Here is a 25,993-nt window from a genome sequence, read left to right as displayed (position 1 = left end):
CAGTGTCATGGTGAAACACGCGGTAGAAGCAAACTTCGATGGCCTGGTTGGCCCCACCCACAATTACGCGGGGCTGTCCTGGGGCAATGTGGCTTCCAAGTCCAATGTCAGTTCCGTCTCCAACCCGAAAGAGGCGGCACTGCAGGGCCTGGCCAAGATGAAGCGGCTGGCGGACCGGGGCTATGTGCAGGGCATTCTGCCGCCCCATGAACGCCCGCATATTCCTACGCTTCGGGCCCTGGGGTTTGAAGGGACAGATGCCCGTGTGCTGGAGCAGGCGGCCAAATCCAGCCCGTCCATACTGGCGGCAGTCTCCTCTGCGTCGCCCATGTGGACGGCCAATGCGGCCACGGTGTCGCCCAGTGCTGATACCTCAGACCACCGCGTGCATTTCACTCCTGCGAACCTGAGCGCCAAGTTCCACCGTTCCATCGAACACACGGTGACCGGGCGCTCCCTGAAAGCCATCTTTGCTGACGAAAGCTACTTTGCCCACCATCCGGCGCTGCCATCAGTGAGCCACTTCGGGGATGAGGGCGCCGCCAACCACACCCGGTTGTGCGCCGGGTACGGCGAGCCCGGGGTGGAGCTCTTTGTGTACGGCCAGATTGCATTCAACGAGCATGCACCGGCACCAAAAAAATACCCGGCGCGACAGACCTTCGAGGCATCCCAGGCAGTGGCGCGACTGCATGGCCTCAAGGATCAGCATGCGGTCTTTGCCCAGCAGAACCCTGAAGCCATTGATGGCGGCGTGTTTCACAACGATGTGATTGCCGTCGGCAATGGCAATACCCTGTTCTACCATGACATGGCGTTTCTCAACGAAGAGCAGGTGCTGGTGGATATCCGGGAGCGCCTTACCGGTGCCGAGCTGGAAGCGGTTCGGGTCAGCAGTGCCGATGTGCCGCTGGAAGATGCGGTGGCCTCCTATCTGTTCAACAGCCAACTACTGAACACGCCGGATGGCATGTTGCTGGCGGTGCCCGGCGAGTGCCGGGAAGTGGCTTCCGTCAGTCGTTATCTGGATAGCCTTGTGAAGTCCGGCGGGCCTATTACCTCGGTAGAGGTGTTTGACGTCAAACAGTCCATGCGTAACGGTGGTGGCCCGGCCTGCCTGCGGTTGCGAGTGGTGTTGAATGACGATGAGCTAAGGGCTATCAATCGGGGCGTGCTGCTGACGGATGAACTCTATGCGCGCCTGACCACCTGGGTGGAAGCCCATTATCGGGACAAGCTGAGCCAGGATGAGCTGGGCGACCCGATGTTGCTGGAAGAAGTGCGCAAAGCCCTGGATGAACTCACCGGGATCATGGGCCTGGGTTCCATCTACGATTTCCAGCTTTAGACGCTTGTTGAGCCCAAGGCCGTCAGGCGGAAATCGACGACGTCAGCATGTCCATGGTGTGCCGGATCAACTGCTCGGCCGGAAACTCCGGGTTTCCCTCGCCCATTTCCGACTGGCAGAGCAGAATTACCCCATGCAGGGCGCCGCGCAGGTACAGGGCTGTCTGCACGGGGTTGGTAATCCGTTCCCGGTTCATGGTGCCGTCCTCAAGCCCCAGTTCGATAGCCCCCACCATCAGTTCCATCAGGTCTGATTTGGAGCACAGCATTTCCTCAGCCTGGCTTTCATCGGCCTCGGCCATGGCGGTGGATGCCTTGGTCAGTGCCGAGAAATAATCCGGTTCCTCCAGATAGAAGCGATAGTAGGATTCCCCCATTGCCCGTATCTGGGCCAGACCGTTGTCGGCGGTCTGCCTTGCCTCTTCGAATCGCCGGAACAGGGCGTGCCCCGCCCTGAGCATGATGCCCCGCTGTATCGCCGCCTTGTCCTTGAAGTACACGTACAGCAAGGCCCGGCTGAGACTGGCGGTACGGGCGATGTCGTCCATGGACGTGCGCTCGTAGCCCTTTTCTGAGAACACCAGTTCGGCGGCATCCAGAATGGTGTCGTAACGGGCCTGTTTTTCTCGCTCGCGGCGGGTTTTCAGCGGTTCGCTCATTCAATCATCCGGTCAGTTGGCAACAGCAGGCATAGGATACCTGAAAACGAATCAAACCCGATTATTGACAAAATGTCAAAGAATGACATGATGTCTAAATCGACCATCGGGTTTCTCCAGGGACAGGACCCCGCCAACTACACAAGCATGGATGAAAGGAAGAGTCATGACACCACTTCGAATCCCCATCGCCATCGTTTCGCTTGCGGTTTTCTCACTGTTTCTGTCGGGCTGTAAAGCCAGCGACGTAGCCCCGGAATCCGGGCCGCAGAAGGTTTCAGTGCGTGTGTCAGAAGTTACCGGCGGTGAAAGCCAGGATATGCCGCTACGGTTCTCGGGTATTGTTCGCGCCACTCAGCGCGCCACACTGACATTCCAGGTGAGCGGTAACCTGAAGGAGCGGGCGGTGGAGCTGGGTCAGACAGTGCAGGCCGGTGATGTTCTCGCCCGCGTCTACAATCCCGGCCTGGAGCCGGCCCGCGATTCTGCCCGGGCCCGGCTCGAAGAGTTGAGAACGCAGTATCAGCAGGCCCAGCGGGAGTGGGAGCGCTCCAGTCGTTTGCATGAGCGTGGTGTTGTGTCGGAGCAGACCCTGGAGCAGCTTGCGGCGCGGAGGGATTCCCTGGATGCCAGCGTGGCAACGGCGCGGGCGTCGCTGGCGGAGGCAACCCAGTTGCTTGAAGAAAGCACGCTGCGGGCTCCGTTTTCCGGCCGGGTAGAAGCCCTGCTGGTCGAGCGGGATGAATTCGTCGCGGCCGGTCAGCCGGTGATGCGGCTTTCCTCTCCGGAAGGGCGCGAGGTGGAGGTGAGGGTGCCAGCGTATCTGCTGGATCATGTGACGCTTGAGCAGACCTTGCCCGTTTGGTCAGTGCAAGATCGCAGCCTGCCACCCCAAACCGGCTCGGTGGTCGAGATTGCCCAGGCCAGCGCCATTCGCGGCGAACTGCACCCGGTTCTGGTGAGCCTTCCGGTCAACACACTTGAGCCCGGAGCACCCGTGGAGGTCGGTATCACGCCAGTTCGGGAGTCGGCTCTCACGGTGCCTCTGCTGTCGGTGATCCGCAATGCCGAGGGCGTCAGCGTGTTCCGGGTTCGGGATAACGTGGCCAACAGGGTTATGGTGGAAGTCGACCGGGTTGTTGGCGAGCGGGTAGTGGTTACCTCCGGTGATCTGTCCCCGGGTGATCAGGTGGTGTATGCCGGTATGACGCGTTTGGCGGACGGTGATGCCGTGGAGGTGCGGTGATGACCCGCCGGCTTCTGAACTGCCAGCGCCTTCTCGGCATGGTAGTGACCATGCTCTGCCTGCTTGGTATCGCCGCTTACAGCACCATGCCGCGCCAGGAAGATCCGTCGTTTCCCTATCGGGCGGGCCTGATCAGCATCAATTATCCCGGCGCCAGCGCCGAGGCTGTCGAACGGCTGGTGCTTCGGCCCCTGGTGGAAGAGCTGCGCCAGGTGGAAGAGGTGGACTTCACCCAGTCAACGGCTCGCACCGGCGTGGCCCTTGTCCGCCTGCGTCTGAACGATGATATTTATGACACCGACCCGGCCTGGGACCGGGTACGTCAGGCCATGGAACGGGCCAAGCAGGACTTCCCGGATGATGTGGGAAGGATGGTACTTGATGATCGGCTGATTGATATTCCCGCCATTGTCATGGCCGTGGGTGGTTCGCCCTCGGTCACCGAATTAACCGACATCGCCGAACGGCTCAAGCAGAACCTCTCGGATCTACCGGGAGTGTCGCGTATTGAGCTGGAAGGCGATGCCGACGAGCAGATTACCCTGGCCTTGGACGATGCCGCGCTTTACCGCCTGGGCATATCCCCGGCGCGGGTGCTGGACACACTGGCACGGCGCAACCAGACCATCCCCGGTGGCTTCGTGGTGGTTGATGGCCGCCGCCTCTCAGTGCTTCCCAACAGTGAATTTGCCGATATTGACGCGATTCGTGCCACGCCCATTGAATTGCCCGACGGCTCCCAGGTACCGCTGGCCGCGGCCGCGGATGTCTGGCGTGGGCCCGTGGAACCGAGGCAACCGGAAACCTGGTACGACGGCGAACGGGTGGTGCTGGTATCCATCATCATGGAAGAGGGCACCACCGATGCGATCCGCTTCGGCGAGCGCGTGCGTGAACGCATGGACCAGATTCGGGGCGATTTTGAACCCTACGAGATCCGGGAAATGTTCTTCCAGCCAGACAAAGTGCAGGAACGGCTCGATAACCTGGCCTGGAGCCTGGTGCTGTCAGTTCTGATCATCGTGGCGGTGGTCTTTACCGGCATGGGGATCCGGATGGGCCTGCTGGTGGCCTCGATCCTGCCCATGGTCGCCCTGATCAGTGTCGGGCTCTACGATCTGGGGGGCGGTGTGCTGCACCAGATTGCGGTGATCGGCATGGTGATCTCGCTGGGTATCCTGATCGACAACGCCATAGTGATCGTCGAAAACATTCAGGGTCACCTGGATGAGGGCATGCGCCGGCTGGACGCCCTGCGCAAGGCCGTCAGTGAGCTGGCAGGCCCGCTGGGTGCCTCAACGGGAACCACGCTGGCGGCCTTTGCGCCCCTGCTTCTGGCCAAGGGTGGGGCCGCCGATTTCACCCGTGGCGTACCGGTGATGATCATGCTGACACTGTCCGTCAGCTACCTGCTTGCTATCTCCGCCGTTCCCCTGCTGGCGGCCAGGTTCCTGAAACCCCGCCGCAAAGCCGGGCAGGACCGGTTGATCGGTGTGGCTCGATTCCTTGGTGGCCTGGTGTCCCGTTACCCTGGCCGCCTGATTGCCGCCGGCGCCATACTGGTCGGAATCAGTCTGGCCATGACCCCGTTTATGGCCCAGCAGTTCTTTCCCAATGCCGATCGCCCGAGGGTGATTGTCGAAGTCTTCATGCCCGAGGGCACCGACCAGGCCCGCACCGCTGAAGCAACGGAAAGCCTCGAAAGAATTATCCGATCACAGCCTGATGCCCTTGAAGTTCACCGTTTTGTGGGCTTCACAGGGCCGTCTTTCTATTACAACCTCCAACGCGCCCCACAGGCACCGAACCGGGCACGGCTGGTGGTTACCACACCCACACTGGAAGACACTACCGGCATGATCCGCTGGATTCGCGCGCACGTGAAAGACCAGATGCCGGAACTGGATGTGACCGTGGGTATCCTCGGGCAGGGGCCGCCCAGGGCTGCGCCGGTGGAAATCCGTGTCTACCATGCCAATGATGGTGCCCGGATCGAAGCGGTGGAGCGGATCTTCAGCATTCTGAGAGGCGTTGAGGGCACGGTTGATGTCCGCCATGACCTGGATATTGGCGTTCCCAGTATTGCCATCAACGTCGACGATGCCACGGCGGCCCGCTACGGCCTGACCCGGGCCGATGTGGCCCAGAGTCTCTATGGCCAGAGCTTTGGTGTGGTGGCTGAGCGCTATCGCCAGGAAGAGGATCCCATCCCCCTGGTGCTGCGTTCCCGCGAGGGCACGGCCCTCTCGCTGTCACGGTTGCTGTCAGTGAACATCTACAATGACCGGGGCGACGCCGTGCCGCTCTCAGCAGTGGCGACGGTGGATACCACCTGGGAACCGGCGGCTCGATACCTGCGTGATGGCGTAAGAATGAATACCGTCACGGCTAACCTCGAAACCGGTTACAGCTTCAGCCAGGCTCTGGACGGCCTTTACGCAGGGCTTGAGAAAAACCCGTTACCACCGGGTACCCGCATGGCCATGGGCGGTGATGCCGAGGGTTCCGGTGAAGCCAACACCGCATTGCTCACCGCAGCCCCCATCGGGATGCTGTTGCTGCTGTTCTTCCTGCTGCTGCAGTTCAACTCCTTCCGCCGGGTCGGCATTATCCTTCTGACGGTGCCGCTGGCTACCGTCGGTATTTTCCCCGGATTGGTGCTGTCCGGCTCACCCTTCGGTTTCCAGTCTCTGCTTGGCGTGATCGCCCTCGTGGGAATCGTGGTGAACAACGCCATCGTTCTGCTGGATGTGATGGACCGGGAACTGGAGAAAGGAAAAGACATCCGCGATGCCATGCGCAACGCGGTAGAGCAGCGTACCCGCCCGATCCTGCTAACCACCGCAACCACCGTGGCCGGCCTGCTGCCCCTAGCGTTCTCCAGCTCGACACTCTGGCCGCCCATGGCCTGGGCCATCATCTCCGGCCTGCTGGCCTCAACGGTGCTCACACTGCTGGTCATCCCGGCTGTCTGTACCCAACTGATCAAAGTCAGCGTGCCGGAACCCGAAAACGCCCCGGCCTGAATAGCTGAAAGTGGGGTCAGATGAAACTTTCATCTGACCCCGTTCTTGGCCGGATCATCAGTCCAACTCTGTGGCCGATGGGCACCTCCGGATTGGGGAACACAATCGCCTCCGGCGAATGCCCCACCCGGTAGCTGGTTTCATCATCCTCCCAGATCACCGTGCCGGGCTGGTACTCGGTGAAATTGGCCACATCGTCGGGAATATGGAACCGGAAGTTCTTCCCGGTGTTCAGAATCTCATGCACCACCTCGAATACCGTCAGGTGATCAAACGGCGGTTTACGATACGGAACAGAAAGCCCCCGGAACCGCCGCCGCAACGCGTCCCGGATACCCGAGAAACGTCCCAGATCATTCTGCCCAAACGGCCGCACCTTACCGAGCTCCACGGTAAAGCTCTCGGCCCTTAGCAGCGACGCGGAAAACGACGAAAACGTCGTGCCCGCTTTATGCTGCAGCAGAAGCGTCTCCACCTCCGCCTCCAGCAGAAAATCACACTGGTCTACCGGAACCGTCCGCGCTTCAACAAACGGATACAGCGCAAACCGCTCTCGATGAGACGGGCGAATGGCCGTGTGCAGATCGTAGTGAGAAAGCGCCTGGGGATTGGCCATGGCAAACTGCCGGCAAGCCTCCTCAAGCTCCTGCGCCCGCGCAGCCTCGGCCAGCCCTTTATACTCGCTCCGCCCATGAGCGCCATCGAAAAGCCGGTTCAGGTTCACCTCCATAAACCGCTCCCCGGCCACCATCGCTGGTGGACTCCCGAGAATCAGCAGCACCGGACAGGCAAGCTCCCAATTGCCCTCGATCAGTTCGGAAACCAGCCCGTTCAGAACCTCAATCGGCGCGGTCTCGTTACCGTGAACCCCGGCAGAAACAATGATCGCCTCGGCATTCGGATTGCTGCGTGCCGCCGGGGGGACAATGTCCAGAACGCCTACGGCTTTGCGGCTGATACGCGTGCCGTCAGGGAGGAAGGCTTTGGTTTCTGGAAGTGATGCATCCGCGTTGTCGAGGGTATGGGAAAGCCAGTCAGAGTTCGTTCCGAACAGGTCTTGTTTTGCCGACATAGAAGCCCCGAAATAGGTCTGGGGGCGGGCAGGGTATTGCCTCCCGGGAATGTCTGAAGCCAAGGATGGCTTCAGTCAAGCGCACATGGATGTGCTCGTAGCGGTTCCCGGGAGGCAATACCCTGCCTGCCCGGGCACTTAGGTAAAACGCACTGAAGTCAGCCGTTCACCGGCCGTTGATGCTTCAGCAGATGATTTTCGAGTTTGCGGAAGGCGAACACCAGAATAAACGTGAGCGCCATATAGCAAAGCGCCACAAAGATAAACGCATCAAACGGCGCATAGAACCGCGAGTAAATATTACGGGCCGCCCCGGTCAGATCCACGATGGTCACCACACTGGCAATGGCACTGGCATGCAGCATGAAGATCACCTCGTTGGAGTAGGCCTGCACCGCCCGCCGCGCGGCACTTGGCAACACAATCCGCCGCATACGCATAAACCAGTTCATGCCGTAGGCCTTGGCTGCCTCAATCTCACCATTGGGCGTCGACACAATCGCACCGCGGATAATCTCCGTGGTATAGGCCGCCGTGTTCAGCGTAAACGCCAGCAGGGCAGGGTAGAAAGGCTCCCGGAAAATCTCCCACCAGAAGGTTTCCTGTATGCCCTCAATCTGGGCCAGCCCGTAATAAATGATGTAAAGCTGGATCAGCAACGGCGTGCCGCGGAAAAGATAGGTGTAAAGCCACACCGGGCCAGACACGAATGGATTGCGAACCGTCCGGAGGATAGCCAGCGGGACCGCCACCAGCAGGCCGATAACCAGGGACAGGAACACCAGATGCACGGTCGTGACCATGCCATCCCAGTATTCCATGATGGTCATGGCGGTAAAGATTTCGTTCTGGTTCAGCCACTCGGCAATGAAATCAGGCATCCGTTAACTCCCCTGAACCACGCCGACATTGGCTCGTTTGTCGAGCCACTTGATAAACAATTCAGACCCCGCCGTGAGGGCCAGGTAAACAAACGCCACCGGAATGAAAAAGTGGAACGGCATGCGCTCCGCCTTGGCGGCTTCCTCGGCCACACGAACCATGTCCGTCAAACCAATGATCGAAACCAGGGCGGTGGTCTTCAGCAGAACCTGCCAGTTGTTGCCCAGACCGGGCAGAGCATGGCGCAGCATCTGCGGCAGCATGATTCTGCGGAAGGTATGGAAACGGGTAAAACCATAGGCCCGGGCAGCCTCAATCTGGCCGGTTTCAACGGCCAGGAACGCGCCCCGGAAGGTTTCGGTCATATAGGCGCCGAAAATCAGCCCGATCGTTACAACGCCGGAGATAAACGGATCGAACTGAAAGAAAAAGTCGATTTCGTAAGCTTCCCAGATGTAATCCGAGAGCATGTTCACTGCCACCTGGCCGCCATAATAGAACAGCAGCATCATGACCAGATCGGGCACGCCACGGATCAGGGTGGTGTAGGTGGTGGCGATACCTTTGGCAACCCGGCTTTGCGACAGTTTGGCAGACGCGCCAACCAGTCCCAGGGCAACCGAGAGAGCAAGAGACAGGAAGGCCAGTTCAATGGTGACTATTGCCCCATCCATCAGGGCCGGGCCATAGCCTTTCAGATCAAGCATGGGAAAGTCCGGTAAGCAGGGGCGGCCCCAACGGGCCACCCCTCGGCAGATTTACATCTTGATGTCGTAGGCGAAGTACTTCTGCATGATGGTGTCGTAGGTACCATCTTCCTTCAGGGTGCGAAGGGCAGCGTTCACTTCCTCTGCAAGCTCGGTGTCGCGTTGGCGCATGGCAACACCCACGCCTTCGCCCAGCTTGACCGGCTCACCGACTTCCTTGAAGCCTTCCTTGGAGAGAACGGTTTGCTCCCCTACCGGGTAATCTACGAACACAACGTCCAGGCGCTGGCCTTCAAGGTCCAGGACCATATCGTCGGCAGTGGTGTAACGCTTGATGGTGACAACGCCGCCCATGTTTTCCGTCACGTAGGTGTCCATGGTGGTGCCGCGCTGAACGCCTACGGTCTTGCCTTCCATCGCACTCATGTCAGTGACGTCGGTGTTGAAGCTCTCAGGGCCGAACCAGCCACCCGGGGTGTTGTAGTACGGCTCGGAGAACAGAACCCGCTCTGCGCGCTCTGGTGTGATGGACATGGAAGACATAATCAGATCGAATTTACGTGCCAGCAGGCCCGGGATCATGCCGTCCCATGCCTGGATCACGAATTCGCAGTTGGCGTTCATCTCTTCGCACATGGCTTCTGCCAGTTCAACTTCGAAACCGGTCAGTTCGCCATTCTCGTCCTTGTACTCAAACGGCTCGTAGGGCACGTCGAATGCAATGCGGAGATCCCGTTCCTGGGCTTGTGCTCCACCAGCAATCAGGGCGAGGGCGCAGCTTGCTGCAAAAATCATTTTTTTCATGTGTCACTTCTCCAGTGGTTTGCCTTTTGGGCTTTATTTTTGATGGAAGTTTTTGGTTCCAACATTTTATTTCTTCACCGGTTCAAGATAGCACCGAGTGTCAGAAGTTGGGAGTCAGGAACTGCTTCATGCGTTCCGAATCCGGGTGATCAAACACTTTCTCGGGGGTACCCTGTTCCTCGATCACGCCCTGATGCAAAAACAGGACCTGACTCGACACATCCCTTGCGAATGCCATTTCGTGGGTAACCACGATCATGGTTCGGCCTTCCTCGGCCAGGCTTTGCATAACTTTCAGTACTTCGCCCACCAGCTCAGGGTCCAGCGCCGACGTCGGTTCGTCAAACAGCATGACTTCCGGTTCCATGGCCAGGGCCCGGGCAATGGCTGCACGTTGCTGCTGACCACCGGACATCTGGGCCGGGTAGTAGTCCTTGCGCTCGTAGATACCCACCTTGTTCAGGTAAGCCTCGGCACGCTCGATGGCTTCCTTCTTGGGTACCTTGAGCACGTGAATCGGAGCTTCAATGATGTTCTCCAGCACGGTCATGTGGGACCAGAGATTGAAGCTCTGAAACACCATGGAAAGTTTGGCGCGGATCAATTCAACCTGTTTGTTATCCGCCGGAATACGTTCGCCCTTGCGGTTGGTTGTGAACCTTATTGGGTCGCCGTGCACGATAATGTCGCCGGAGGTGGGAGTTTCCAGCAGGTTTATGCAACGCAGGAAGGTACTCTTGCCGGAGCCGGAGCTGCCGATCAGGGAAACCACGTCGCCTTTGCGGGTCTCCAGTGAAATACCTTTGAGCACTTCAAGCTGGTCAAAGGTCTTGTGAATGTCCCTGCAGATCAAAGGCGCTTGGTCCGCCATGGGTGACTCCTGGGGCTGTAATTCAAAGGCGCATGTTTTACGGACTGTGGACCCGGAAATCAATCCCTTGAAGGGAGCGTTTTACCGAATTTCACCGCCGTTCGCTGCATGTCATTGTGGTCGAATGATTGTTCAATGCAAGCTTTTTGCCATGCTCAGGTGCCTGCCCGGGAATATTCATTGGCCGCCTCCTGATTGACTGGCAGCCTGATCAGTGTGCCGCCATCTTTTTCCATATCTCGCATGGCTTCGCTGACGAAGCGGACATGGGCCGTGGCGGCCTTTTGAGCGCTGGCCGGTTTTCCGGCGATCACGGCTTCATAAAGCTGCCGGTGCTGGCGGACGATTTTCTTGCGCATCTCTTCCCTCGGGTTCAGGTTGGCAACCGAAGCCTGAACGGTCAACAACATCATGTTTTTCAGACTGTTGAGTACATGCACCAGAACCGGATTGTGAGATGCCTCAACAATCGCCAGGTGAAAACCGTGGTCGAGCCGGGCATTGCTGAGCGGGTCAGTGTCTTCCAGGGCGCGGAATGCCTTGGTAATGCGATGCCGGTCCAGCCGTGTTGCCCGCTGTGCAGCCAGGTAGGCAGCCTGGCCCTCCAGTTGCTCTCGCACTTCCAGAAGATCGAACAGCGTTCGCGGGTGCCCCTCGAAAAGATGCATCAACGGGCTCTGTTCCCCGAGTTCGTTGGCTCCGGGCACCATGCTGGCCACAAACGAGCCTTTGCCATGGCGGGTTTCGATCACGCCACGCCCCTGGAGCTCATGGAGGGCTTCCCGAATGACCGCACGGGACACGCCCAGCCGCGTTGCCAACTGACGTTCGGACGGTATCTTCTGCTCCGGAGCGAGCCCACCGTCAAGGATAAGGCGCTCAAGCCGGTATGAGATTTCCTGGGAGATTGCCATTTGGCTGCCTGTTTACGCTCTCTGGTCTGACCAGTGAATGCTTTTGATTGTTGGTGTTTCCGTTGTCAGCTGATGTGCGTCCGAGCCCGTTAAATATGGCCGATTCAGAGGATTTCGTCCATTTTTAATACTTCAAAAACTGGTCAGACCAGTGGTCTCCGAACTGGACTAAACCCGGCGCGACTACGAATATCATTCTAATGTCGGCCTTTGCCGGCGTTGCCATAGACGCTGATAACAACAAAGCCAACGGAGACGTTTCGATGAATTCGAAGAATAACATCCGAAATAGCTGTGACACTGGCGAGACCCCACCTCGCAGAAGTTTCCTTAAAACAATCGCCATGGGCGCCACTCTGGCAGGCGCAATGCTGATGGGTGCAGGTCAGGCCCAGGCTGCCACTACGTGGAAAATCCAGTCCACCTGGGACGCGGGCACCGTGGGTTACACGCTCTTCGAGGAGTGGTGTAAGAGTATTGAAGCCAAGTCTGGCGGAGAGCTGAAGTTCCAGTGCTTCCCGGCCAAGGCTGTCGCTGCAGACAACAACGCACTCTTTGACGCGGTACGTAACGGTGTTCTGCAGGGTATGAATCCGTTCACTCTGTACTGGTCAGGGAAGATCCCTGCTTCCGTTTTCCTGTCCTCCTATCCAGCCGGACCTGATCAGCCCCACCAGTGGGACACCATGTTCTACTCCATGGGCATGCTGGAAAAGACCCGGGAGATCTACAAGAAGTTTGGCCTGTTCTATGTTGGCCCCATCCAGCACGACGCCAACATCATTCACTCCAAGCAGCCGGTTAACAGCCTCGAAGATCTCAAGGGCATGAAGATTCGTGTCCCGGGCGGTATGGTGGCCGAGGTATTCCAGCAGTTCGGGGTTTCTACCGTAAGCCTGCCGGGGTCAGATATTTTCCCGGCGCTCGAGAAGGGCACCATTGATGCAGCGGACTACGTAGGCCCTGCGGTTAACTACGAACTGGGCTTCTCCCAGGTGACCGACTACATCATCTTCGGACCTCCTGGCGTCATGTCTATCTACCAGCCGGTCGACCTGATGGACCTGACCGTTAGCCTGCGTGCCTGGAACTCCATCTCGCCCGAGCTACAGCAGCTGGTTGAGGACGAAGTGCGTATCTACTCCCAGAAGCACTACCTGGCCATCCAGGAGCGCAACATAGCGGCTATGGAGAAGTTCAAGGCAGAGGGTGACACGGTTACGCGTCTGAGCCAGGAAGATCTTGAAACCTGGCGTAAAGCGGCAATCCCCATCTGGTTCAACTGGGCCAACAAGAATGAGGACGCACGCGCCATTCTGGATATCCAGCTGAAGTACATGATGAACGACACGGTTGGTTACATTACCGAAGAAGACATCAAGGGCTTCTAAGTTCCAAAGCTCAAACAAAAAACGATAATCGGGGAAGGCAGGGTTAGCCGACACAGGATTAACCCTGCCTTCCCCGCTCTTTGATCTAGGTGGTAGCAACATGTCTGATCTGAGTGCATTTGGCTTTGTCATGCCGCACTGGTTCTACTGGGGTTGGCTTGCCGTAATGCCACTGCTCATGATGGCTTGGGATAAGTGGAGCAGTAAGCATGGCGGGGATGATGCCGAACCCGAGAAAACGGTTTCCGAGTTACAGACCGAAGAAGATGATCCGCTCGCTCATTTTGAATATGAGGGTAACTGGTTTACGAAAATCGTTGACTGGATGTGCGAGAAGTCAGGCCTTTTCGTTGCGTTCTGGACGATCAACGCAGTGCTTTTCTATTTCTTCGAAGTGGTGATGCGCTACATCTTCAACATGCCAACGATCTGGGTGCATGAAGCCAGCTTCCTGATCTTCGGGATGCAGTACATTCTCGCTGGCGCCTTCGCGCTGTTGCATGGTGCTCACGTGCGGGTGGACGTCGTCTACAACTTTCTGCCGGTTCGCGGGCGCGTGGGCATGGATATTTTTACGTCCATGTTCTTTTTCATATTTGCGGCCGTTCTGGCGACCACATCCTGGACCTTCTTCCAGGACTCTCTGATGATGCAAGAGACCACGGTCGAGACCTGGGGTATCCAGTATTACCCAGTGAAAGGCGTGATGTTTTTGGGCGCAATCCTGTTGCTGCTCGCCGGCTTTTCGAAGCTGCTTAAAGACATCGTACTGTTCATCCGTCTCGGTCAGGAGCGCACATCATGAGTACAACAACTGCAGCGCCCAGCAACGGCATGGCCGGGAAACTGGGTACATGGTTAATGATCATCGCCACCGTGGGTCTGGCGTTTGTCATCTGTGTTGAACTGATCAACATTCTCTTTTACGACCCATGGAGTGATGAGAAATTCCTTTTCAAGCTTTCGGGTAGCCTTTCCGGTGTCGAAATCGGGCCGCTGACCTACCTGATGTTTGGATCTCTGGCTGTAGTCCTGATGATGGGGCTGCCGCTTGCCTTCGTGACCGGTGGCCTTGGTGTCATGTTCATCTATCTGGTGGGTGACGCCATGATGTTGAACATTGTCCCCGGCCGGATCTTCCCGCTGATGGCGAACCCGGACATTGCTGCGATCCCTCTGTTTATCTTCATGGCGTCGATGCTTGAGCGTGCGGGCCTGATCGAAGAAATGTTCAGCGTGGTTTACAAGTGGATGGGCGGTATCAGTGGTGGTCTTGCCGCTGCAACCATTGTCGCCTCTACGATTCTGGCTGCGATGGTCGGTGTTATCGGCGCCGCCGTTGTCACCATGGGCATCATCGCACTGCCGGCCATGTTGAAGCGTCATTACGATCACAAGATTGCCATCGGCTCTATCATGGCGGGTGGAACCCTGGGTATCCTCATTCCGCCTTCGATTCTGGCCATTCTGTACGCCGTGGTAGCACAGCAGTCCGTGGGCGAGCTCTATCTGGGCTCTCTGTTGCCCGGTCTGATGCTCTCCGGCCTGTACCTGACTTACGTTCTGGTGCGCAGCTGGCTGAATCCGAAGCTGGGCCCGCCGATTCCGGTGGAAGACCGGATCAGCCTGAAAGAAAAACTCAAACTTCTGGGAAATCTGATTGCGCCCCTTGCGCTGGTTGGTCTGGTTCTGGGGCTGCTGTTTGGTGGTATCGCCACGCCGGTTGAGGCGGCAGGTATCGGTTCCTTCGGTGCCATTATCGTTGCGATGATGCACAAGAAGTTCTCGATCGCGGGGCTTCGCGAGGCGTCTGTGACCACAGCCAAGGCCTCTGCCATGGTTCTCTGGATCATGTTCGGTGCGTCGGTTTTCGTTGGTTTCTACATCCTCCAGGGCGGCCAGCAGTTCGTAACCGACGCCATTCTGGGCACGGGCATGTCGGCATACGGAATCCTGTTCCTGCTGATGGTTTTGCTGGTAGTCCTGGGTATGTTCCTTGACTGGGTTGGTATCCTGTTGCTGGCGGTACCCATCTTCATACCGATTGTGAAAGCGCTGGAGTTTCCTGGCCTGTTCGGCTTCCCGCCAGTTGCAGGTGATGACGTCGTGCTCTGGTTCGGTGTGCTGTACCTGGTGAACATGCAGATGTCGTTCCTGAGTCCGCCATTCGGTTACGCACTTTTCTACATCCGCGGCGTTTGTCCTCCGGAAATCTCCATGGGTACCATCTTCAAGTCGTCCCTGGTGTTCCTGGCGATTCAGGCGTTCGGACTGTTCATGTGTGTCCTGATCCCCGGCATCGTAACCTGGCTGCCAGGGCTGGTTTACGGTTAATCAAATCAAGGAGTAATGCTTTATGTTGACGATCAAACGACTGGATCTTGCCGAGGCGCGCATCCTCATTGAGGGCGCCGCGGAAAAGGCCCGCGAAATCGGCGTGCCCATGTGCATCGCTGTGGTGGACGAATCCGGCAACCTGGTGGCCTTCGAGCGCATGGACGGTGGCAAGATTACCAGCGTAACCATCGCCCAGGACAAGGCCTTCACGGCGGCTGCAGCCAAGAAAGCCACCCATGACTACAACAAGGTGAACGTGCCCGGCAGTCTGGCTTTCGGCATTCATACCGAAGTTGGCGGGCGCATCAGCTCTGTTGGCGGTGGCCTGCCGGTGATCGTTGACGGCGAAGTAGTGGGTGGTATCGGAATCAGTTCCGGTACCCCCCAGCAGGATATGGACTGCGCCCAGGCCGGTCTTGACCACTTTGAAACAAAACGCGGTTGATGACTGTCACACAGACGTAATTCACACCCAGAGAGTGCTATGACTACCAAGCCGAAAGTCAGCAAAGCCGAGCTGGCGGAGCAGTTCCGGGCGTTTATCGACCCGGACTATGTCATCACTGATGACGAAACCATGAAGCCCTACGAATGCGACGGCATGTCGATGTATTGCGAGATGCCGTTGCTGGTGGTGCTGCCGGAGACCGTTGAACAGGTGCAGCGGGTGATGCGTATCTGTAACGAGAACGCAGTGCCGGTAGTGGCCCGTGGTGCCGGAACCGGGCTCAGTGCCGGTGCCATGCCCAACAAGGAGGGCGTGGTGCTGTCGCTGGCCAAGTTCAATCGCATCATCGACATTGACCCGCTGGCGCGAACGGCCAGGCTTCAGCCCGGCGTTCGCAACCTGGCTATCAGTGAAGAGGCGGCACAGTTCGGCCTTTATTACGGCCCGGATCCTTCCTCCCAGATTGCCTGCACCATCGGCGGCAATGTGGCGGAGAACTCCGGCGGCGTGCACTGTCTCAAGTACGGTCTGACCGTTCACAACATCCTCAGCGTGGAAATGGTCACTGCCGAGGGTGATGTGCTGAATGTGGGCAGCGATGGCCTGGACAGCTGCGGCATGGATCTGCTGGCACTGATGACCGGCTCTGAAGGTCTGCTGGGTGTGGTAACCGAAGTCAAAGTAAAACTGCTGCCGAAACCGGAAGTGGCCCAGGTTGTCATGGCCGGCTTTGATGACGTCCAGAAAGGCGGTGACGCCGTGGGCGGAATTATCTCCCACGGCATCATCCCCGGTGGTCTGGAAATGATGGATGGCCACGCCATCATCGCAGCGGATGATTTTGCCCAGGCCGGATACCCGCGGGACGCCAAGGCCCTGTTGTTGTGTGAAGTGGACGGTACCGAAGAGGAAGTCCACGAGCATATCGCCGAGGCCGAGGAAGTGTTCCGCAAGCTCGGGGCGACATCTGTCCGGACTTCCCAGAGTGAAGAAGAGCGCGCGCTGTTATGGAAAGGCCGTAAATCTGCTTTCCCGGCCGTGGGCCGGATTTCCCCGGATTACTACTGCATGGACGGCACCATTCCTCGCCGTCATATCGCCTACGTTCTTACGGAAATGGAGAAAATGTCCGAGGAGTTTGGCTTGCGTGTCGCAAACGTGTTCCATGCCGGCGACGGCAACCTGCACCCTCTGATCCTGTTTGATGCCAACGTACCCGGGGAATTCGAGCGCACCGAGGCCTTCGGCTCACGCATTCTGGAAATGTGCGTGGAGGTGGGCGGCTGCATCACCGGTGAACATGGCGTTGGCGTTGAGAAGATTCGCCAGATGGCCGTTCAGTTCAACGATGAAGAACTCCAGCAGTTCCACGACGTAAAGGCCGCATTTGATCCCGCCGGCATCCTGAATCCGGGCAAGGGCGTTCCGGCCCTGCGGTTCTGCCAAGAATACCGCTCCCTGGAGCACAAACAACACACGCACGAGCATACGGAAGCCGCCCATGGCTGATATTTCCCAACAACTGAAGGAGCAGGTGCTCCAGGCCCGGGACAGCGGGCACAAACTGAATATTGTCGGCGGTGGCACCAAGGCCTTCATGGGCCGTGAAGCCGACGTCGATGCCGGAACCCTCAACGTGGGCGAGCACACCGGCATTGTGGATTACCACCCGGTGGAACTGGTTCTGACCGTTCGCGCCGGCACGCCGCTGAGCGAGATCGAGGCCACACTGGCCGAGGAAGGCCAGTGCCTGCACTTCGAGCCACCGCATTTTGGTGCGGCCTCCACCATCGGTGGCACCCTGGCCTGCAATCTTTCCGGGCCGGGTCGCCCCTGGGCGGGCTCGGTTCGGGACCAGGTACTGGGTATCCGGCTGCTCAACGGCAAGGGTGAACACCTTCGCTTCGGCGGCCAGGTCATGAAAAACGTGGCTGGCTATGACGTTTCACGTCTCCAGGCCGGTGCCCTCGGAACCCTGGGCGTGATCACCGAAATCAGCATGAAAGTAATGCCCAAGCCTGCCGCCTCCCTGACCCTGGTTCAGGAAATGGGCATGGACGAGGTGATTCACTACATGAACAGCCGGGCGGCAGAGCCCAAGCCGATCACCGCCGCCTGCTGGGTGGACGGTAAGGTTTATCTGCGCCTGGCTGGTGCGAAATCCGGCGTGGAGGCGACGGCTGAAAAGTGGTCCGGAGAGGTGATGGAGCAGGGCGATGAGTTCTGGCGGCAGGTGCAGGACATGCAGCATGAGTTTTTTGCCGGTAACGACGTACCGCTCTGGCGCTTCTCGGTCGGTTCGACGGCGGCCACGCCGAAACTGGAAGGTACCTGGTTTATCGACTGGGCCGGTTCCCAGCGCTGGTTCCGGGGCGCTGGTGAGCTCAAGGATATGGAACCTGCCGCCCGTGCGGCCGGTGGCCAGGTCAGCCTGTTCCGTGGTGGCGATCGCACCGCAGAGGTGATGCATCACCAGCCGGAGGCCCTGAAGGGCATTCAGCGCCGTATCAAGAATGCCTTTGATCCGGACAACATCTTCAATCCCGGACGTTTATACAGCTGGTTGTAATTATGCAAACGAATCTGGTTCAACAATTTGCCAACACCAAGGAAGGCCAGGAAGCCGAGTCCATCCTGCGGGCCTGTGTGCATTGTGGCTTCTGCACCGCAACCTGCCCGACCTATCAGGAACTGAACGACGAGCGAGACGGCCCACGGGGCCGGATCTACCTGATGAAGATGTTCCTGGAGGGGGCGGAAGTCACCGAGAAAACCCGGGAGCACCTGGACCGCTGCCTGACTTGCCGAAGCTGCGAGACTACCTGCCCTTCCGGGGTTCAGTACGGCCGTTTGGTAGATATCAGCCGTGGCCTGATGGAAAAGGAAATGCCCAGGGAGCCGAAAGACAAGTGGCTGCGCTGGGCTCTGGCCCGGGTGATTCCGAACCGCCAGCTGTTCGGTTTACTGCTCCGCCTTGGGCAGATCTTCCGCCCGGTGTTGCCGGAGAAGCTACGCACCAAGGTGCCGCCGAGAAAGCAGGCCAGCCCATGGCCGGCGGCCAGTCACAGCCGGATTGTGCTGGCACTGGCCGGTTGCGTGCAGCCTTCGGCCACTCCGAACACCAATGCGGCCGCCGCCCGGGTTCTGGACCGCCTTGGTATTACCATGGTGGAAGCTCCCGAGGCTGGCTGCTGTGGTGCCGTGAACTACCATCTTTCCGAGCATGAGAAAGGCCTGGAAAGGATGCGTCAGAACATTGATGCCTGGTGGCCTGCTATCGAAGCGGGCGCGGAAGCGATTGTGATGACGGCTTCCGGCTGTGGCGCCATGGTGCAGGATTACGGTCATCTTCTGAAAGACGACCCGGTCTACGCTGCCAAGGCGCAGAAGGTGAGCGAGCTGTGCACGGATCTTGGTGCTTTCCTGCTGAAACAGGACCTGGAGAAACTCAAGGTGCGTCAGGATCCGGGCAAGGTGGCGTTCCACTGCCCCTGCACCTTGCAACACGCCATGAAGCAGAATGGCGTTGTTGAGCAGGTACTGACGCGGGCCGGCGTCAATCTTGCGGCAACAAAGGACAAGCATCTTTGCTGTGGCTCTGCTGGCACCTATTCGGTGACCCAGCCGGAGATGAGCCAGAAGCTGCTGGGCAATAAGCTGAAGGCTTTGACCGTCGACAATCCGGATCGCATTGTAACTGCCAACATTGGTTGCCAGATGCACCTGGAGACCAAATCACCGGTGCCGGTGCAGCACTGGATTGAGCTTCTGGATCAGTAGAGCTTAAACCGGGGTCAGATGAAGTTCCCATCTGACCCTTTTTTCATATACCCCAAGGCCACGGTTTTTTTCGTTATACTGCCCTACCAAATTACCGAACCACAGGGAGTGGAACCGTATGCCAAGGATGATGGCTGGTCTTGTTTTGTCTTTTTCGCTTGTCGCAGTAGCTAATGCCGAGGTCTATACCTGGATCGACGGCCGTGGCGTAGCGCACTTCTCCGATTACCCGCCGGGTGAAATTCCCCATAAGCAGCTACAGGTACAGGCGCCTGTCACCGTGCCCATGTCCGAGAACCTCAGGCAAGGCAAGCGTGTGTCCGGAATCCGCAAAGACGTTGAAGGCCTGCTTGCCTCGGGTCGTCCGGGAAGTTCCGGCATGAGCGCCCAAGAGAAAGCTGATGCCGAGCGTGAGAAAACTTGTGCAACCTACAGGAGCAAGCTGGAGCGGATTCAATCCAAACTGCGGGCGGGTTATAGCAACGACCGGGGGAATGCCCTCAGGCAGCAACGCAGGACGCTCAGCCAGAAGCTGAGCCGTGAGTGCATCCTGCGTTGATTCAGCCCGATATCAGGCGCGCTTGAAGCTCGCGAGGGCGACGGCGGCGGTGACGAACAGCCCGCCAAACACCCGGTTCATTTGTCGCTGGCGGCGGGCGGTGGTCATGAACCGGAACAGTTGGCTGGCGAGCAGGGCATAGCCCAGCATCACCAGGCAGTCGACCAGGATCAGGGTGGCGCCCATGGTAATCAGCTGCGGGCCATGGGGTGCTCCGGCCACCAGAAACTGCGGGAACAGGGCCACCAGAAATACAGTGGCCTTGGGGTTGGTCAGGTTCACGAACACCGCATTCCAGAACCTTTTGTGACCGCTAACGGGCTGGCGGTCATCGTCGATGGATTCCATCACCGGCTCGCGCCATTTGGAAATGCCCAGCCAGATCAGGTAGGCAACGCCCAGCCACTTGATGACCGACAGGGCGATGTTCGAGGAGGCAATGATGGCGCCCAGCCCGGCACCCACCAGCAGAATCTGGATGCCAAAACCAAGTTGCAGCCCCATGATGGCCGGCAGCGAACGGCGAACACCGTAACGCATGCCATTACTCATGGTATTGATCGCCCCGGCCCCCGGGGAAACGCTGATCAGTACGGCCGCAACTAGGAAGGTCAGCCAGGCTGCAAGTGACATAAATTACGCTCCTGAAAAAGCCAAGAGATACACCGTATAGGCCACGAAGGCAAGCAGCAGGGCGCCGCCCTCAAGACGGTTGATGCGCCCCGGCCCGTGGAAGCCATAGCACATTGCAAACAGAACCAGGGTGAGGGCAGCCATAACCGGGAGGTCACGGGTGAGCACTTCCGGCGCCACCGACATGGGCGCAATCAGCCCCGCAATGCCCACAACGGCCAGGGTGTTGAACAGGTTGGAGCCCAGAATATTGCCGAGGGCCAGGTCGTGCTCACCCTTGCGGGCCGCAATGATGGATGAGGCCAGTTCCGGGAGTGATGTTCCAACGGCCACTATGGTGAGGCCGATAACCAGATCGCTGATGCCGAACATGGTGGCCAGATCAACGGCGCCCCATACCAGAATGCGGGAGCTGACAATCAACAGCAGCAGTCCGACCACAAGCCATAGAAGCGCTTTGCGCAACGGCATGGCATGGACTTCTTCGTTCATCTCTTTCGCGAGCGCATCGTCCGGTTGACGGAAGCCCTGGTAGATACTCCAGCCGATCAGCAACACAAAAACCAGCATCAGGCCAACTGCATCCATACGGCTCAGGTCACCGTCCCAAAGCTGCCAGCCGGCGAAGGCGGTTACCAGAATCAGAATGGGGAGCTCTTTGCGCATGACCTGCGAATGCACGGCGATTGGGGCCATCAGCGCTGTGATACCCAGAATCAGGGCAATGTTTGTGATGTTCGAACCGTAAGCATTGCCCAACGCCAGCCCCGGGTTGCCCTGGGATGCGGCAAGGGCAGAAACTGCCATCTCCGGCGCAGACGTGCCAAAACCAACCACAACCATGCCAATCAGCAGTGGGGGCATACCAAAATGGCTGGCAGTGGTGGCCGAGCCTTCCACAAATTTGTCCGCACTCCACACCAACAGAATCAGACCCGCGATGATCGCCCCAATGGCCATCAGCATTTCAATCACTCCTTGTGGTCAATTGCCGTCTCGGCAGCGCAAGAATCGATGGTGCCACAGGTTCCTGCAATAGGTACAAATGCGCTTCGATCATAAAACCGATCCTGCGGTAATTGATTTCAGTCAACCCTTCGACGGGCGCTGCAATGTTAGTTTGGTTAAACATTGATCAGAGAAGGAGGGGGATCATGGCACAAGGAACTCAGAGCATCGTTGTTGCCTGTGATGGGTCAGAGCATTCGTCACACGCAGCGAAAATGGCAGCCGAGCTTGCTAAAGCTACCGGCCAACCACTCAAACTGTTAGCGGTATTTCCGGGCACCAGGGTCGAGAGACTGATTGTAAGTGGTGTGTTGCAGAGCGACATTGATGAAGAAGCCAATGAGTATGGTCGCAAAGCATTTGATGCCGCGAAACAGGCTGTAAGCGGACTTGTTGAGCCTGCTGAAGAAGTTCTGCTTAAGGGAGACCCCGCCAAGGAGATCGTCGAATATCTCGACGAGAATTCCGGCGCCCACCTGTTTCTGGGGCGGCGCGGCGACTCAATGCTGAGAAGCCTCACTCTTGGAAGTGTCAGTGAGAAGGTCGTCAGGCATGCCCACCGCCCGGTAACGGTGGTTAGTGAGTAAACGGCAAAGCTCGGTAGACACTCCAAAGCCCGCATCAAGCGGGCTTTTTCATTCCTGATCCTTTCTCCCATACATGATTCGCCACAATTCATGCGAAATACAACTGAGATAGCGCAGGGCCCAGGCTTTTATGCTGACCGAGTGAATTCAACTAAACGAGGTGGCTATGAAGACTGCAGAGTTGATCGAGAAGTGGCTTGATAAGTGTGACCTGGCGAGACTGGCCCAGGAGCGCTACAAAGAAGACCCGAGCCCCACCAATTACTCGGAACTGAAAAGGGCCATGTGTGAGCGACAGCTGATGGAAGAGCGCATTGATCCCAGGACTAGCAATGCCCAAAGAATCTCAGCATGAGTCGGCCTTCTCGGGCGTCAGAAACAACAAAACCCGCACGTGGCGGGTTTTGTCTGAATTCTTAATGGTGCCCGTAGGGCACCATTTTCTTTTCTCATCAAATTGCGCCCCAGTGAACCCAGGATTTATTTCTTCACGGGCATGTTATTGCAGTGGGCGCGGAGCTCCAGGCTGCTTATCCTCTCATCACCATCTGCATCGGCAAGTTGAAGCAATCTCGATCCGAATTGCACGGTGTCAGTGTTAGAGCTTTCGTCAAATGAGTCTGGAACATTACCGCAGGCGAGGTCCTCGGTGATTCCACATGGGCGCAGGTATACGTGTTCAGAGCGGTCGATGTAACCGTTACCATTGCGGTTAATGCATTCAAACAGCCCTTTGGAGCTCACAGATGCGCTGGAAGTTTTAAGCGTTGGTTCGACATTGTTATTGACGCATCCAACTACCAAAAGAGAAACCGCTAAAGAGACGGTAAGGTGGAGATTTCTCATGGTAATGCCCTCAGAAACGTCGCATTACTGGTTTTGGGAGCCAAAAACAAAGGATATGCCAATGTCGCTAGGGTCGCCAGTAATTCCTGTGCTGCAACTTCGGGGCTGCGAGGCCAGGGGGTTGGCAGGGAGAGTTGCTAAGTGTTTGGGGCGGATGTCCCTTGGGGCGGCCTAGAAACAACAAAACCCGCACAAGGCGGGTTTTGTCTGAATTCTTAATGGTGCCCGGAGGCGGAATCGAACCACCGACACGGGGATTTTCAATCCTTGCGGGACCTGCTCAATAAACCACATGGCTGCACAAACAGGCAGTTACTGAAGTTCAGGCCCACATACCACCACTGAAAAGCGCAATTAGGTGGACACTCTGAGGACATCCATCTTGTTGTAACACTCCAAAAAGTCACGGAAAGCTTCTTAATCGTTTTTCAGGCCGAGTGGGTAAAAAGGAAGAGCTTTGGTAGGGCTGAGGATCGGCTCATCGGGCTGTCTTTTGTGGATCAAAGATAGAGCTAAATATCGCGTTCAATTCTCTCACAGATAGATGTATTCCCCTCGCTAACACGACCCTTTGCATGCTTTATGATGCAAGTTGTGTGTCGAGATAATAAACACTTTCCAGGGGCAGCTCTCCTTTGAGGATGTAGATAGATGAGTAAATTATAGATTTTCGATAAGAACTATTTGGCTGGCTTGTTTTATGCAAAAAAATCCCTTGATGCTCGCGATTGGGCAGAAATAGGGAGAGCGACATGAAACAGCATGACATGAAAAAGAAAGGAAGTCTGAATCTGGCTAAAAGTATCGTTCTAGGTGGTAGCTTGATGGTGGCCTTTACAGGTGCAGCTAATGCGGGCGCCATTCTTAGCGCTGTTGGTGGAACCATTAACAGTAGTGGCCCCGGGTTTGGTTCCCTTCAGGATACGTTTGATCAGTCGGGACTTCTGAGTGGCTATACCAGTGGTGTAACGGATTTCGACACATATATAGGCACAAACCCATTACATACATCCACCTTCGCCGGCAATGAGTGGTTTAGTAACTCAGGCTCCAATACTGCGAGCGTAACCTATGACTTGGGGGCAGTTTACAGCATAGATGCATTGGCGCTCTGGAATGAAGAGGCTGCTGGGATTGGTCTACTGGATCTTTACGGTTCCTCGGACGGTGTAAACTTTTCGCTGCTCTCAGGGGGGCTGACTCCGACCGATCATCCCACTCATCCATACGACTATAGTGCTGATGTTTTCGGCTTCGGGGCTGCACTCCTTCAGTATGTCAGATTGGATATGAGTCGATGCCCGCAGCAACCCGGGGATTTCGATTCCTGCGCAATAGGTGAGGTGGCATTCCGTCAGGCTACACAAGTTCCAGAGCCCGGAACGTTAGCTTTACTGGCGCTTGGCCTTGGTGGACTGGTGACCGTTGGGCGACGTAAACATAAAGAGCAATAGCCTATCCGCAACTATAACCATAGAGAGCCCCTTGAGTGGGGCTCTCTGAGTTGGTGTTTCGAACCCGCGGGAATTGAGCCCGGAGCCGCAAACTTTCTTTAGCAGGGGTTTATGAGAGCCTTGTGGCGGGTTTTCGTAGCACCACATAAAACCACAATAGTCAGAAAAACAAACAGTTACCGAAATTCAGATCCACAGGCCACCACATAAAATCGCTCCCATGTTGTCACTTCGTTGACACGTCAACGCCGTTGAATAGTGATCTGTCAGCGTATATACTTTGTATATACAAAAGGCTTGAGGAATACGATGGCGCTGAAATGTTCATCTGCAGTGAAGCAGAAACTTGCTGAAAAGCACGGTGTCAGCCTGGAAGAGGTTCAGCAGTGTTTTGCGAACCGTGAAGGTGGCCTACTGGAAGATGCCAGGGAGGACCATAAGACAGATCCTCCGACCCAGTGGTTCATTGCCGAAACTGACTACGGTCGCCGCCTGAAGGTGGTTTTCATCCTCAAGAATGGCGACATACTGCTGAAAACTTCCTATGGTCCGAACCCAAAAGAAGAAGCTATCTATACCAAGTACGCATTTTAATTGAGACAAGTCGCAGAGAAAGAAACAGAAGAACGACAGCGACGGGGAGCACGCATCATGGGAAAGAAAATTGTAGGTACTCCGGAAGCCTGGGAAGACGGTTCCCTCGGCCGGGAAGAGGAGTTCGTTCGCGTTTCAAAAAACGTAGATGATGCTGCATTGAACGAAGCGGCCGGGCTGCAGCCGATTTCTATTCGACTGCAGAAGTCATTGATTGAAGACTTCAAGATGATCGCGGAGATTAACGGCATCGGTTATCAGCCTCTGATTCGCCAGGTGCTCAAGCGTTTCGCCGATTCAGAAAAGCGACGCATCTTGCGTGAGAAATCGTCTGATATGCGGTCCCTGGACGACGACGAGCACCATGATCCTGATAACGGCGAAGGGAAAAGGGCTTACGGTTAATCTTCTCGAGCTTTGAAAGAGATTGTTATTTCGCGCCTTTGGGGTAAACCCCATATGTGCAGAGGGCCTAATTCGCATGCGATTTAAAATAAATCTGTCCCGATTTTTCACTAAGGCGTTTTGATTTGTATTAGTTGGTCAAGCTGACGGGCTTGGCAGTAGCGTTCCGCTATAAGCAAGTAGTATATACTATCGGTCACGATTAAAAATACATATAAATGGGCTTGCTCGCCAGCTTCGATTTGGTGGGATTTGTACTCTGTTTTCAATCCCCTCGGCAGTTGCATTAGCGCCTGAGCCATTCGGTCAGGACGACCAGGGCTCACCGCCGGCAAGGATGCCTGGCAAGCGCGACACCTGCAAAGTGGTGTGACACCAGAGAGAGCTCTGGTTCTATATTATCCGGTTCCTTCCTTCACCATT

The 25,993-nt window shown here is 57.0% G+C and carries 25 protein-coding genes; 16 read left to right on the top strand and 9 right to left on the bottom strand.

The genetic code is table 11. The features are described from left to right. Window positions 1-7 precede the first annotated feature (7 nt). Entirely contained in the window at window positions 8-1,348 is a 1,341-nt protein-coding gene (gene astB / locus ACO06L_RS10605) for an N-succinylarginine dihydrolase (protein WP_202348496.1), read from the top strand. 22 nt (window positions 1,349-1,370) lie between these two features. Here the strand turns inward: astB and ACO06L_RS10600 are convergent, their stop codons facing one another. Next, window positions 1,371-2,006 (bottom strand): TetR/AcrR family transcriptional regulator, encoded by a 636-nt coding sequence (locus ACO06L_RS10600; RefSeq protein WP_202348497.1) that lies wholly within the window; start codon window positions 2,004-2,006, stop codon window positions 1,371-1,373. Between the two features lie 166 nt (window positions 2,007-2,172). Between ACO06L_RS10600 and ACO06L_RS10595 the strand changes: the two genes are divergently transcribed. Together ACO06L_RS10595 and ACO06L_RS10590 are read left to right on the top strand one after the other, a co-directional pair. Then, the gene (locus ACO06L_RS10595; protein WP_202348498.1) at window positions 2,173-3,252 is read left to right on the top strand and encodes an efflux RND transporter periplasmic adaptor subunit; all 1,080 of its coding nucleotides are present in this window, start codon (window positions 2,173-2,175) and stop codon (window positions 3,250-3,252) included. Then, window positions 3,252-6,278 carry an efflux RND transporter permease subunit gene (locus ACO06L_RS10590; protein WP_202348499.1) on the top strand — a complete coding sequence of 1,009 codons (3,027 nt, stop codon included), beginning with the start codon at window positions 3,252-3,254 and terminating at the stop codon, window positions 6,276-6,278. Before ACO06L_RS10595 ends, ACO06L_RS10590 begins: the two co-directional genes overlap by 1 nt. A 16-nt stretch (window positions 6,279-6,294) precedes the next feature. Here the strand turns inward: ACO06L_RS10590 and ACO06L_RS10585 are convergent, their stop codons facing one another. The 6 genes from ACO06L_RS10585 to ACO06L_RS10560 all read right to left on the bottom strand — a co-directional run bounded on the left by ACO06L_RS10585 (window position 6,295) and on the right by ACO06L_RS10560 (window position 11,528). Beyond that, window positions 6,295-7,350 carry a succinylglutamate desuccinylase gene (locus ACO06L_RS10585; RefSeq protein WP_202348500.1) on the bottom strand — a complete coding sequence of 352 codons (1,056 nt, stop codon included), beginning with the start codon at window positions 7,348-7,350 and terminating at the stop codon, window positions 6,295-6,297. A gap of 158 nt (window positions 7,351-7,508) precedes the next feature. Then, complete coding sequence (locus tag ACO06L_RS10580; protein WP_202348501.1) at window positions 7,509-8,231, bottom strand: ABC transporter permease; 723 nt, start codon at window positions 8,229-8,231, stop codon at window positions 7,509-7,511. A gap of 3 nt (window positions 8,232-8,234) precedes the next feature. Then, window positions 8,235-8,939: an ABC transporter permease gene (locus tag ACO06L_RS10575; RefSeq protein ID WP_064230037.1), complete on the bottom strand. Its 705-nt coding sequence runs from the start codon at window positions 8,937-8,939 to the stop codon at window positions 8,235-8,237. 51 nt (window positions 8,940-8,990) lie between these two features. Further along, window positions 8,991-9,743 carry a transporter substrate-binding domain-containing protein gene (locus ACO06L_RS10570; protein WP_064230038.1) on the bottom strand — a complete coding sequence of 251 codons (753 nt, stop codon included), beginning with the start codon at window positions 9,741-9,743 and terminating at the stop codon, window positions 8,991-8,993. Between the two features lie 100 nt (window positions 9,744-9,843). After that, window positions 9,844-10,614, bottom strand: coding sequence for an ABC transporter ATP-binding protein (locus tag ACO06L_RS10565; RefSeq protein ID WP_064230039.1), 771 nt, complete (start codon window positions 10,612-10,614; stop codon window positions 9,844-9,846). A 155-nt stretch (window positions 10,615-10,769) separates the two neighbouring features. Beyond that, complete coding sequence (locus tag ACO06L_RS10560) at window positions 10,770-11,528, bottom strand: FCD domain-containing protein (protein WP_064230040.1); 759 nt, start codon at window positions 11,526-11,528, stop codon at window positions 10,770-10,772. A gap of 344 nt (window positions 11,529-11,872) precedes the next feature. Here ACO06L_RS10560 and dctP point away from each other — a divergent pair, with 344 nt between their 5' ends. The 8 genes from dctP to ACO06L_RS10520 all read left to right on the top strand — a co-directional run bounded on the left by dctP (window position 11,873) and on the right by ACO06L_RS10520 (window position 20,043). Continuing rightward, on the top strand, window positions 11,873-12,919 hold the full coding sequence (dctP, locus tag ACO06L_RS10555; RefSeq protein WP_230708116.1) for a TRAP transporter substrate-binding protein DctP: 1,047 nt from the start codon (window positions 11,873-11,875) through the stop codon (window positions 12,917-12,919). 100 nt (window positions 12,920-13,019) lie between these two features. Further along, complete coding sequence (locus tag ACO06L_RS10550; RefSeq protein WP_202348502.1) at window positions 13,020-13,724, top strand: TRAP transporter small permease subunit; 705 nt, start codon at window positions 13,020-13,022, stop codon at window positions 13,722-13,724. Next, the gene (locus ACO06L_RS10545) at window positions 13,721-15,253 is read left to right on the top strand and encodes a TRAP transporter large permease (RefSeq protein WP_202348503.1); all 1,533 of its coding nucleotides are present in this window, start codon (window positions 13,721-13,723) and stop codon (window positions 15,251-15,253) included. The genes ACO06L_RS10550 and ACO06L_RS10545 overlap by 4 nt, the downstream gene beginning before the upstream one ends. Window positions 15,254-15,275: 22 nt before the next feature. Next, window positions 15,276-15,701 carry a GlcG/HbpS family heme-binding protein gene (locus ACO06L_RS10540; protein WP_008169282.1) on the top strand — a complete coding sequence of 142 codons (426 nt, stop codon included), beginning with the start codon at window positions 15,276-15,278 and terminating at the stop codon, window positions 15,699-15,701. Window positions 15,702-15,740: 39 nt separating this feature from the next. Continuing rightward, window positions 15,741-17,213: an FAD-linked oxidase C-terminal domain-containing protein gene (locus tag ACO06L_RS10535; RefSeq protein WP_202348504.1), complete on the top strand. Its 1,473-nt coding sequence runs from the start codon at window positions 15,741-15,743 to the stop codon at window positions 17,211-17,213. Then, the gene (gene glcE / locus ACO06L_RS10530) at window positions 17,206-18,273 is read left to right on the top strand and encodes a glycolate oxidase subunit GlcE (protein WP_064230044.1); all 1,068 of its coding nucleotides are present in this window, start codon (window positions 17,206-17,208) and stop codon (window positions 18,271-18,273) included. The genes ACO06L_RS10535 and glcE overlap by 8 nt, the downstream gene beginning before the upstream one ends. A gap of 2 nt (window positions 18,274-18,275) precedes the next feature. Next, the gene (gene glcF / locus ACO06L_RS10525; RefSeq protein WP_202348505.1) at window positions 18,276-19,484 is read left to right on the top strand and encodes a glycolate oxidase subunit GlcF; all 1,209 of its coding nucleotides are present in this window, start codon (window positions 18,276-18,278) and stop codon (window positions 19,482-19,484) included. A gap of 118 nt (window positions 19,485-19,602) precedes the next feature. Beyond that, window positions 19,603-20,043, top strand: coding sequence for a DUF4124 domain-containing protein (locus ACO06L_RS10520; protein ID WP_202348506.1), 441 nt, complete (start codon window positions 19,603-19,605; stop codon window positions 20,041-20,043). A gap of 12 nt (window positions 20,044-20,055) precedes the next feature. On the opposite strand, the gene rhtB is transcribed toward ACO06L_RS10520, so the two are convergent. Beyond that, on the bottom strand, window positions 20,056-20,676 hold the full coding sequence (gene rhtB, locus ACO06L_RS10515) for a homoserine/homoserine lactone efflux protein (protein ID WP_064230047.1): 621 nt from the start codon (window positions 20,674-20,676) through the stop codon (window positions 20,056-20,058). A 3-nt stretch (window positions 20,677-20,679) separates the two neighbouring features. Beyond that, window positions 20,680-21,642 (bottom strand): calcium/sodium antiporter, encoded by a 963-nt coding sequence (locus tag ACO06L_RS10510; protein ID WP_064230048.1) that lies wholly within the window; start codon window positions 21,640-21,642, stop codon window positions 20,680-20,682. Between the two features lie 188 nt (window positions 21,643-21,830). Between ACO06L_RS10510 and ACO06L_RS10505 the strand changes: the two genes are divergently transcribed. The 5 genes from ACO06L_RS10505 to ACO06L_RS10485 all read left to right on the top strand — a co-directional run bounded on the left by ACO06L_RS10505 (window position 21,831) and on the right by ACO06L_RS10485 (window position 25,570). Then, window positions 21,831-22,271, top strand: coding sequence for a universal stress protein (locus tag ACO06L_RS10505; protein WP_202348507.1), 441 nt, complete (start codon window positions 21,831-21,833; stop codon window positions 22,269-22,271). Window positions 22,272-22,437: 166 nt separating this feature from the next. Beyond that, a complete protein-coding gene (locus ACO06L_RS10500; RefSeq protein WP_202348508.1) occupies window positions 22,438-22,626 on the top strand; it encodes a hypothetical protein in 189 nt (62 codons plus the stop codon). A gap of 1,243 nt (window positions 22,627-23,869) precedes the next feature. After that, window positions 23,870-24,571 (top strand): PEP-CTERM sorting domain-containing protein, encoded by a 702-nt coding sequence (locus tag ACO06L_RS10495; protein ID WP_202348509.1) that lies wholly within the window; start codon window positions 23,870-23,872, stop codon window positions 24,569-24,571. A 309-nt stretch (window positions 24,572-24,880) separates the two neighbouring features. Next, a complete protein-coding gene (locus tag ACO06L_RS10490) occupies window positions 24,881-25,165 on the top strand; it encodes an ADP-ribosyl-(dinitrogen reductase) hydrolase (RefSeq protein ID WP_202348510.1) in 285 nt (94 codons plus the stop codon). A gap of 57 nt (window positions 25,166-25,222) precedes the next feature. Further along, window positions 25,223-25,570, top strand: a complete 348-nt coding sequence (locus ACO06L_RS10485; RefSeq protein WP_202348511.1) for a hypothetical protein — start codon at window positions 25,223-25,225, stop codon at window positions 25,568-25,570. The last annotated feature ends 423 nt before the right edge of the window (window positions 25,571-25,993 follow it).

The organism is Marinobacter sp. (genome assembly GCF_965229985.1).
Classification (GTDB): domain Bacteria; phylum Pseudomonadota; class Gammaproteobacteria; order Pseudomonadales; family Oleiphilaceae; genus Marinobacter.
This window is presented reverse-complemented; position numbering and strand designations above follow the sequence as displayed.

What these genes read in the sequence shown, in the direction of transcription:
- ACO06L_RS10485 (WP_202348511.1), top strand. Translation starts at nt 25,223, where the DNA reads ATGGGAAAGAAAATTGTAGGTACTCCGGAAGCCTGGGAAGACGGTTCC.
- ACO06L_RS10495 (WP_202348509.1), top strand. Translation starts at nt 23,870, where the DNA reads ATGAAACAGCATGACATGAAAAAGAAAGGAAGTCTGAATCTGGCTAAA.
- glcE (WP_064230044.1), top strand. Translation starts at nt 17,206, where the DNA reads ATGGCTGATATTTCCCAACAACTGAAGGAGCAGGTGCTCCAGGCCCGG.
- ACO06L_RS10565 (WP_064230039.1), bottom strand. Translation starts at nt 10,614, where the DNA reads ATGGCGGACCAAGCGCCTTTGATCTGCAGGGACATTCACAAGACCTTT.
- ACO06L_RS10510 (WP_064230048.1), bottom strand. Translation starts at nt 21,642, where the DNA reads ATGCTGATGGCCATTGGGGCGATCATCGCGGGTCTGATTCTGTTGGTG.
- ACO06L_RS10600 (WP_202348497.1), bottom strand. Translation starts at nt 2,006, where the DNA reads ATGAGCGAACCGCTGAAAACCCGCCGCGAGCGAGAAAAACAGGCCCGT.
- ACO06L_RS10585 (WP_202348500.1), bottom strand. Translation starts at nt 7,350, where the DNA reads ATGTCGGCAAAACAAGACCTGTTCGGAACGAACTCTGACTGGCTTTCC.
- ACO06L_RS10550 (WP_202348502.1), top strand. Translation starts at nt 13,020, where the DNA reads ATGTCTGATCTGAGTGCATTTGGCTTTGTCATGCCGCACTGGTTCTAC.
- ACO06L_RS10520 (WP_202348506.1), top strand. Translation starts at nt 19,603, where the DNA reads ATGCCAAGGATGATGGCTGGTCTTGTTTTGTCTTTTTCGCTTGTCGCA.
- ACO06L_RS10560 (WP_064230040.1), bottom strand. Translation starts at nt 11,528, where the DNA reads ATGGCAATCTCCCAGGAAATCTCATACCGGCTTGAGCGCCTTATCCTT.
- ACO06L_RS10500 (WP_202348508.1), top strand. Translation starts at nt 22,438, where the DNA reads ATGAAGACTGCAGAGTTGATCGAGAAGTGGCTTGATAAGTGTGACCTG.
- ACO06L_RS10490 (WP_202348510.1), top strand. Translation starts at nt 24,881, where the DNA reads ATGGCGCTGAAATGTTCATCTGCAGTGAAGCAGAAACTTGCTGAAAAG.
- ACO06L_RS10545 (WP_202348503.1), top strand. Translation starts at nt 13,721, where the DNA reads ATGAGTACAACAACTGCAGCGCCCAGCAACGGCATGGCCGGGAAACTG.
- ACO06L_RS10595 (WP_202348498.1), top strand. Translation starts at nt 2,173, where the DNA reads ATGACACCACTTCGAATCCCCATCGCCATCGTTTCGCTTGCGGTTTTC.
- ACO06L_RS10540 (WP_008169282.1), top strand. Translation starts at nt 15,276, where the DNA reads ATGTTGACGATCAAACGACTGGATCTTGCCGAGGCGCGCATCCTCATT.
- ACO06L_RS10535 (WP_202348504.1), top strand. Translation starts at nt 15,741, where the DNA reads ATGACTACCAAGCCGAAAGTCAGCAAAGCCGAGCTGGCGGAGCAGTTC.
- ACO06L_RS10570 (WP_064230038.1), bottom strand. Translation starts at nt 9,743, where the DNA reads ATGAAAAAAATGATTTTTGCAGCAAGCTGCGCCCTCGCCCTGATTGCT.
- ACO06L_RS10575 (WP_064230037.1), bottom strand. Translation starts at nt 8,939, where the DNA reads ATGCTTGATCTGAAAGGCTATGGCCCGGCCCTGATGGATGGGGCAATA.
- astB (WP_202348496.1), top strand. Translation starts at nt 8, where the DNA reads ATGGTGAAACACGCGGTAGAAGCAAACTTCGATGGCCTGGTTGGCCCC.
- dctP (WP_230708116.1), top strand. Translation starts at nt 11,873, where the DNA reads ATGGGCGCCACTCTGGCAGGCGCAATGCTGATGGGTGCAGGTCAGGCC.
- rhtB (WP_064230047.1), bottom strand. Translation starts at nt 20,676, where the DNA reads ATGTCACTTGCAGCCTGGCTGACCTTCCTAGTTGCGGCCGTACTGATC.
- ACO06L_RS10590 (WP_202348499.1), top strand. Translation starts at nt 3,252, where the DNA reads ATGACCCGCCGGCTTCTGAACTGCCAGCGCCTTCTCGGCATGGTAGTG.
- ACO06L_RS10505 (WP_202348507.1), top strand. Translation starts at nt 21,831, where the DNA reads ATGGCACAAGGAACTCAGAGCATCGTTGTTGCCTGTGATGGGTCAGAG.
- glcF (WP_202348505.1), top strand. Translation starts at nt 18,276, where the DNA reads ATGCAAACGAATCTGGTTCAACAATTTGCCAACACCAAGGAAGGCCAG.
- ACO06L_RS10580 (WP_202348501.1), bottom strand. Translation starts at nt 8,231, where the DNA reads ATGCCTGATTTCATTGCCGAGTGGCTGAACCAGAACGAAATCTTTACC.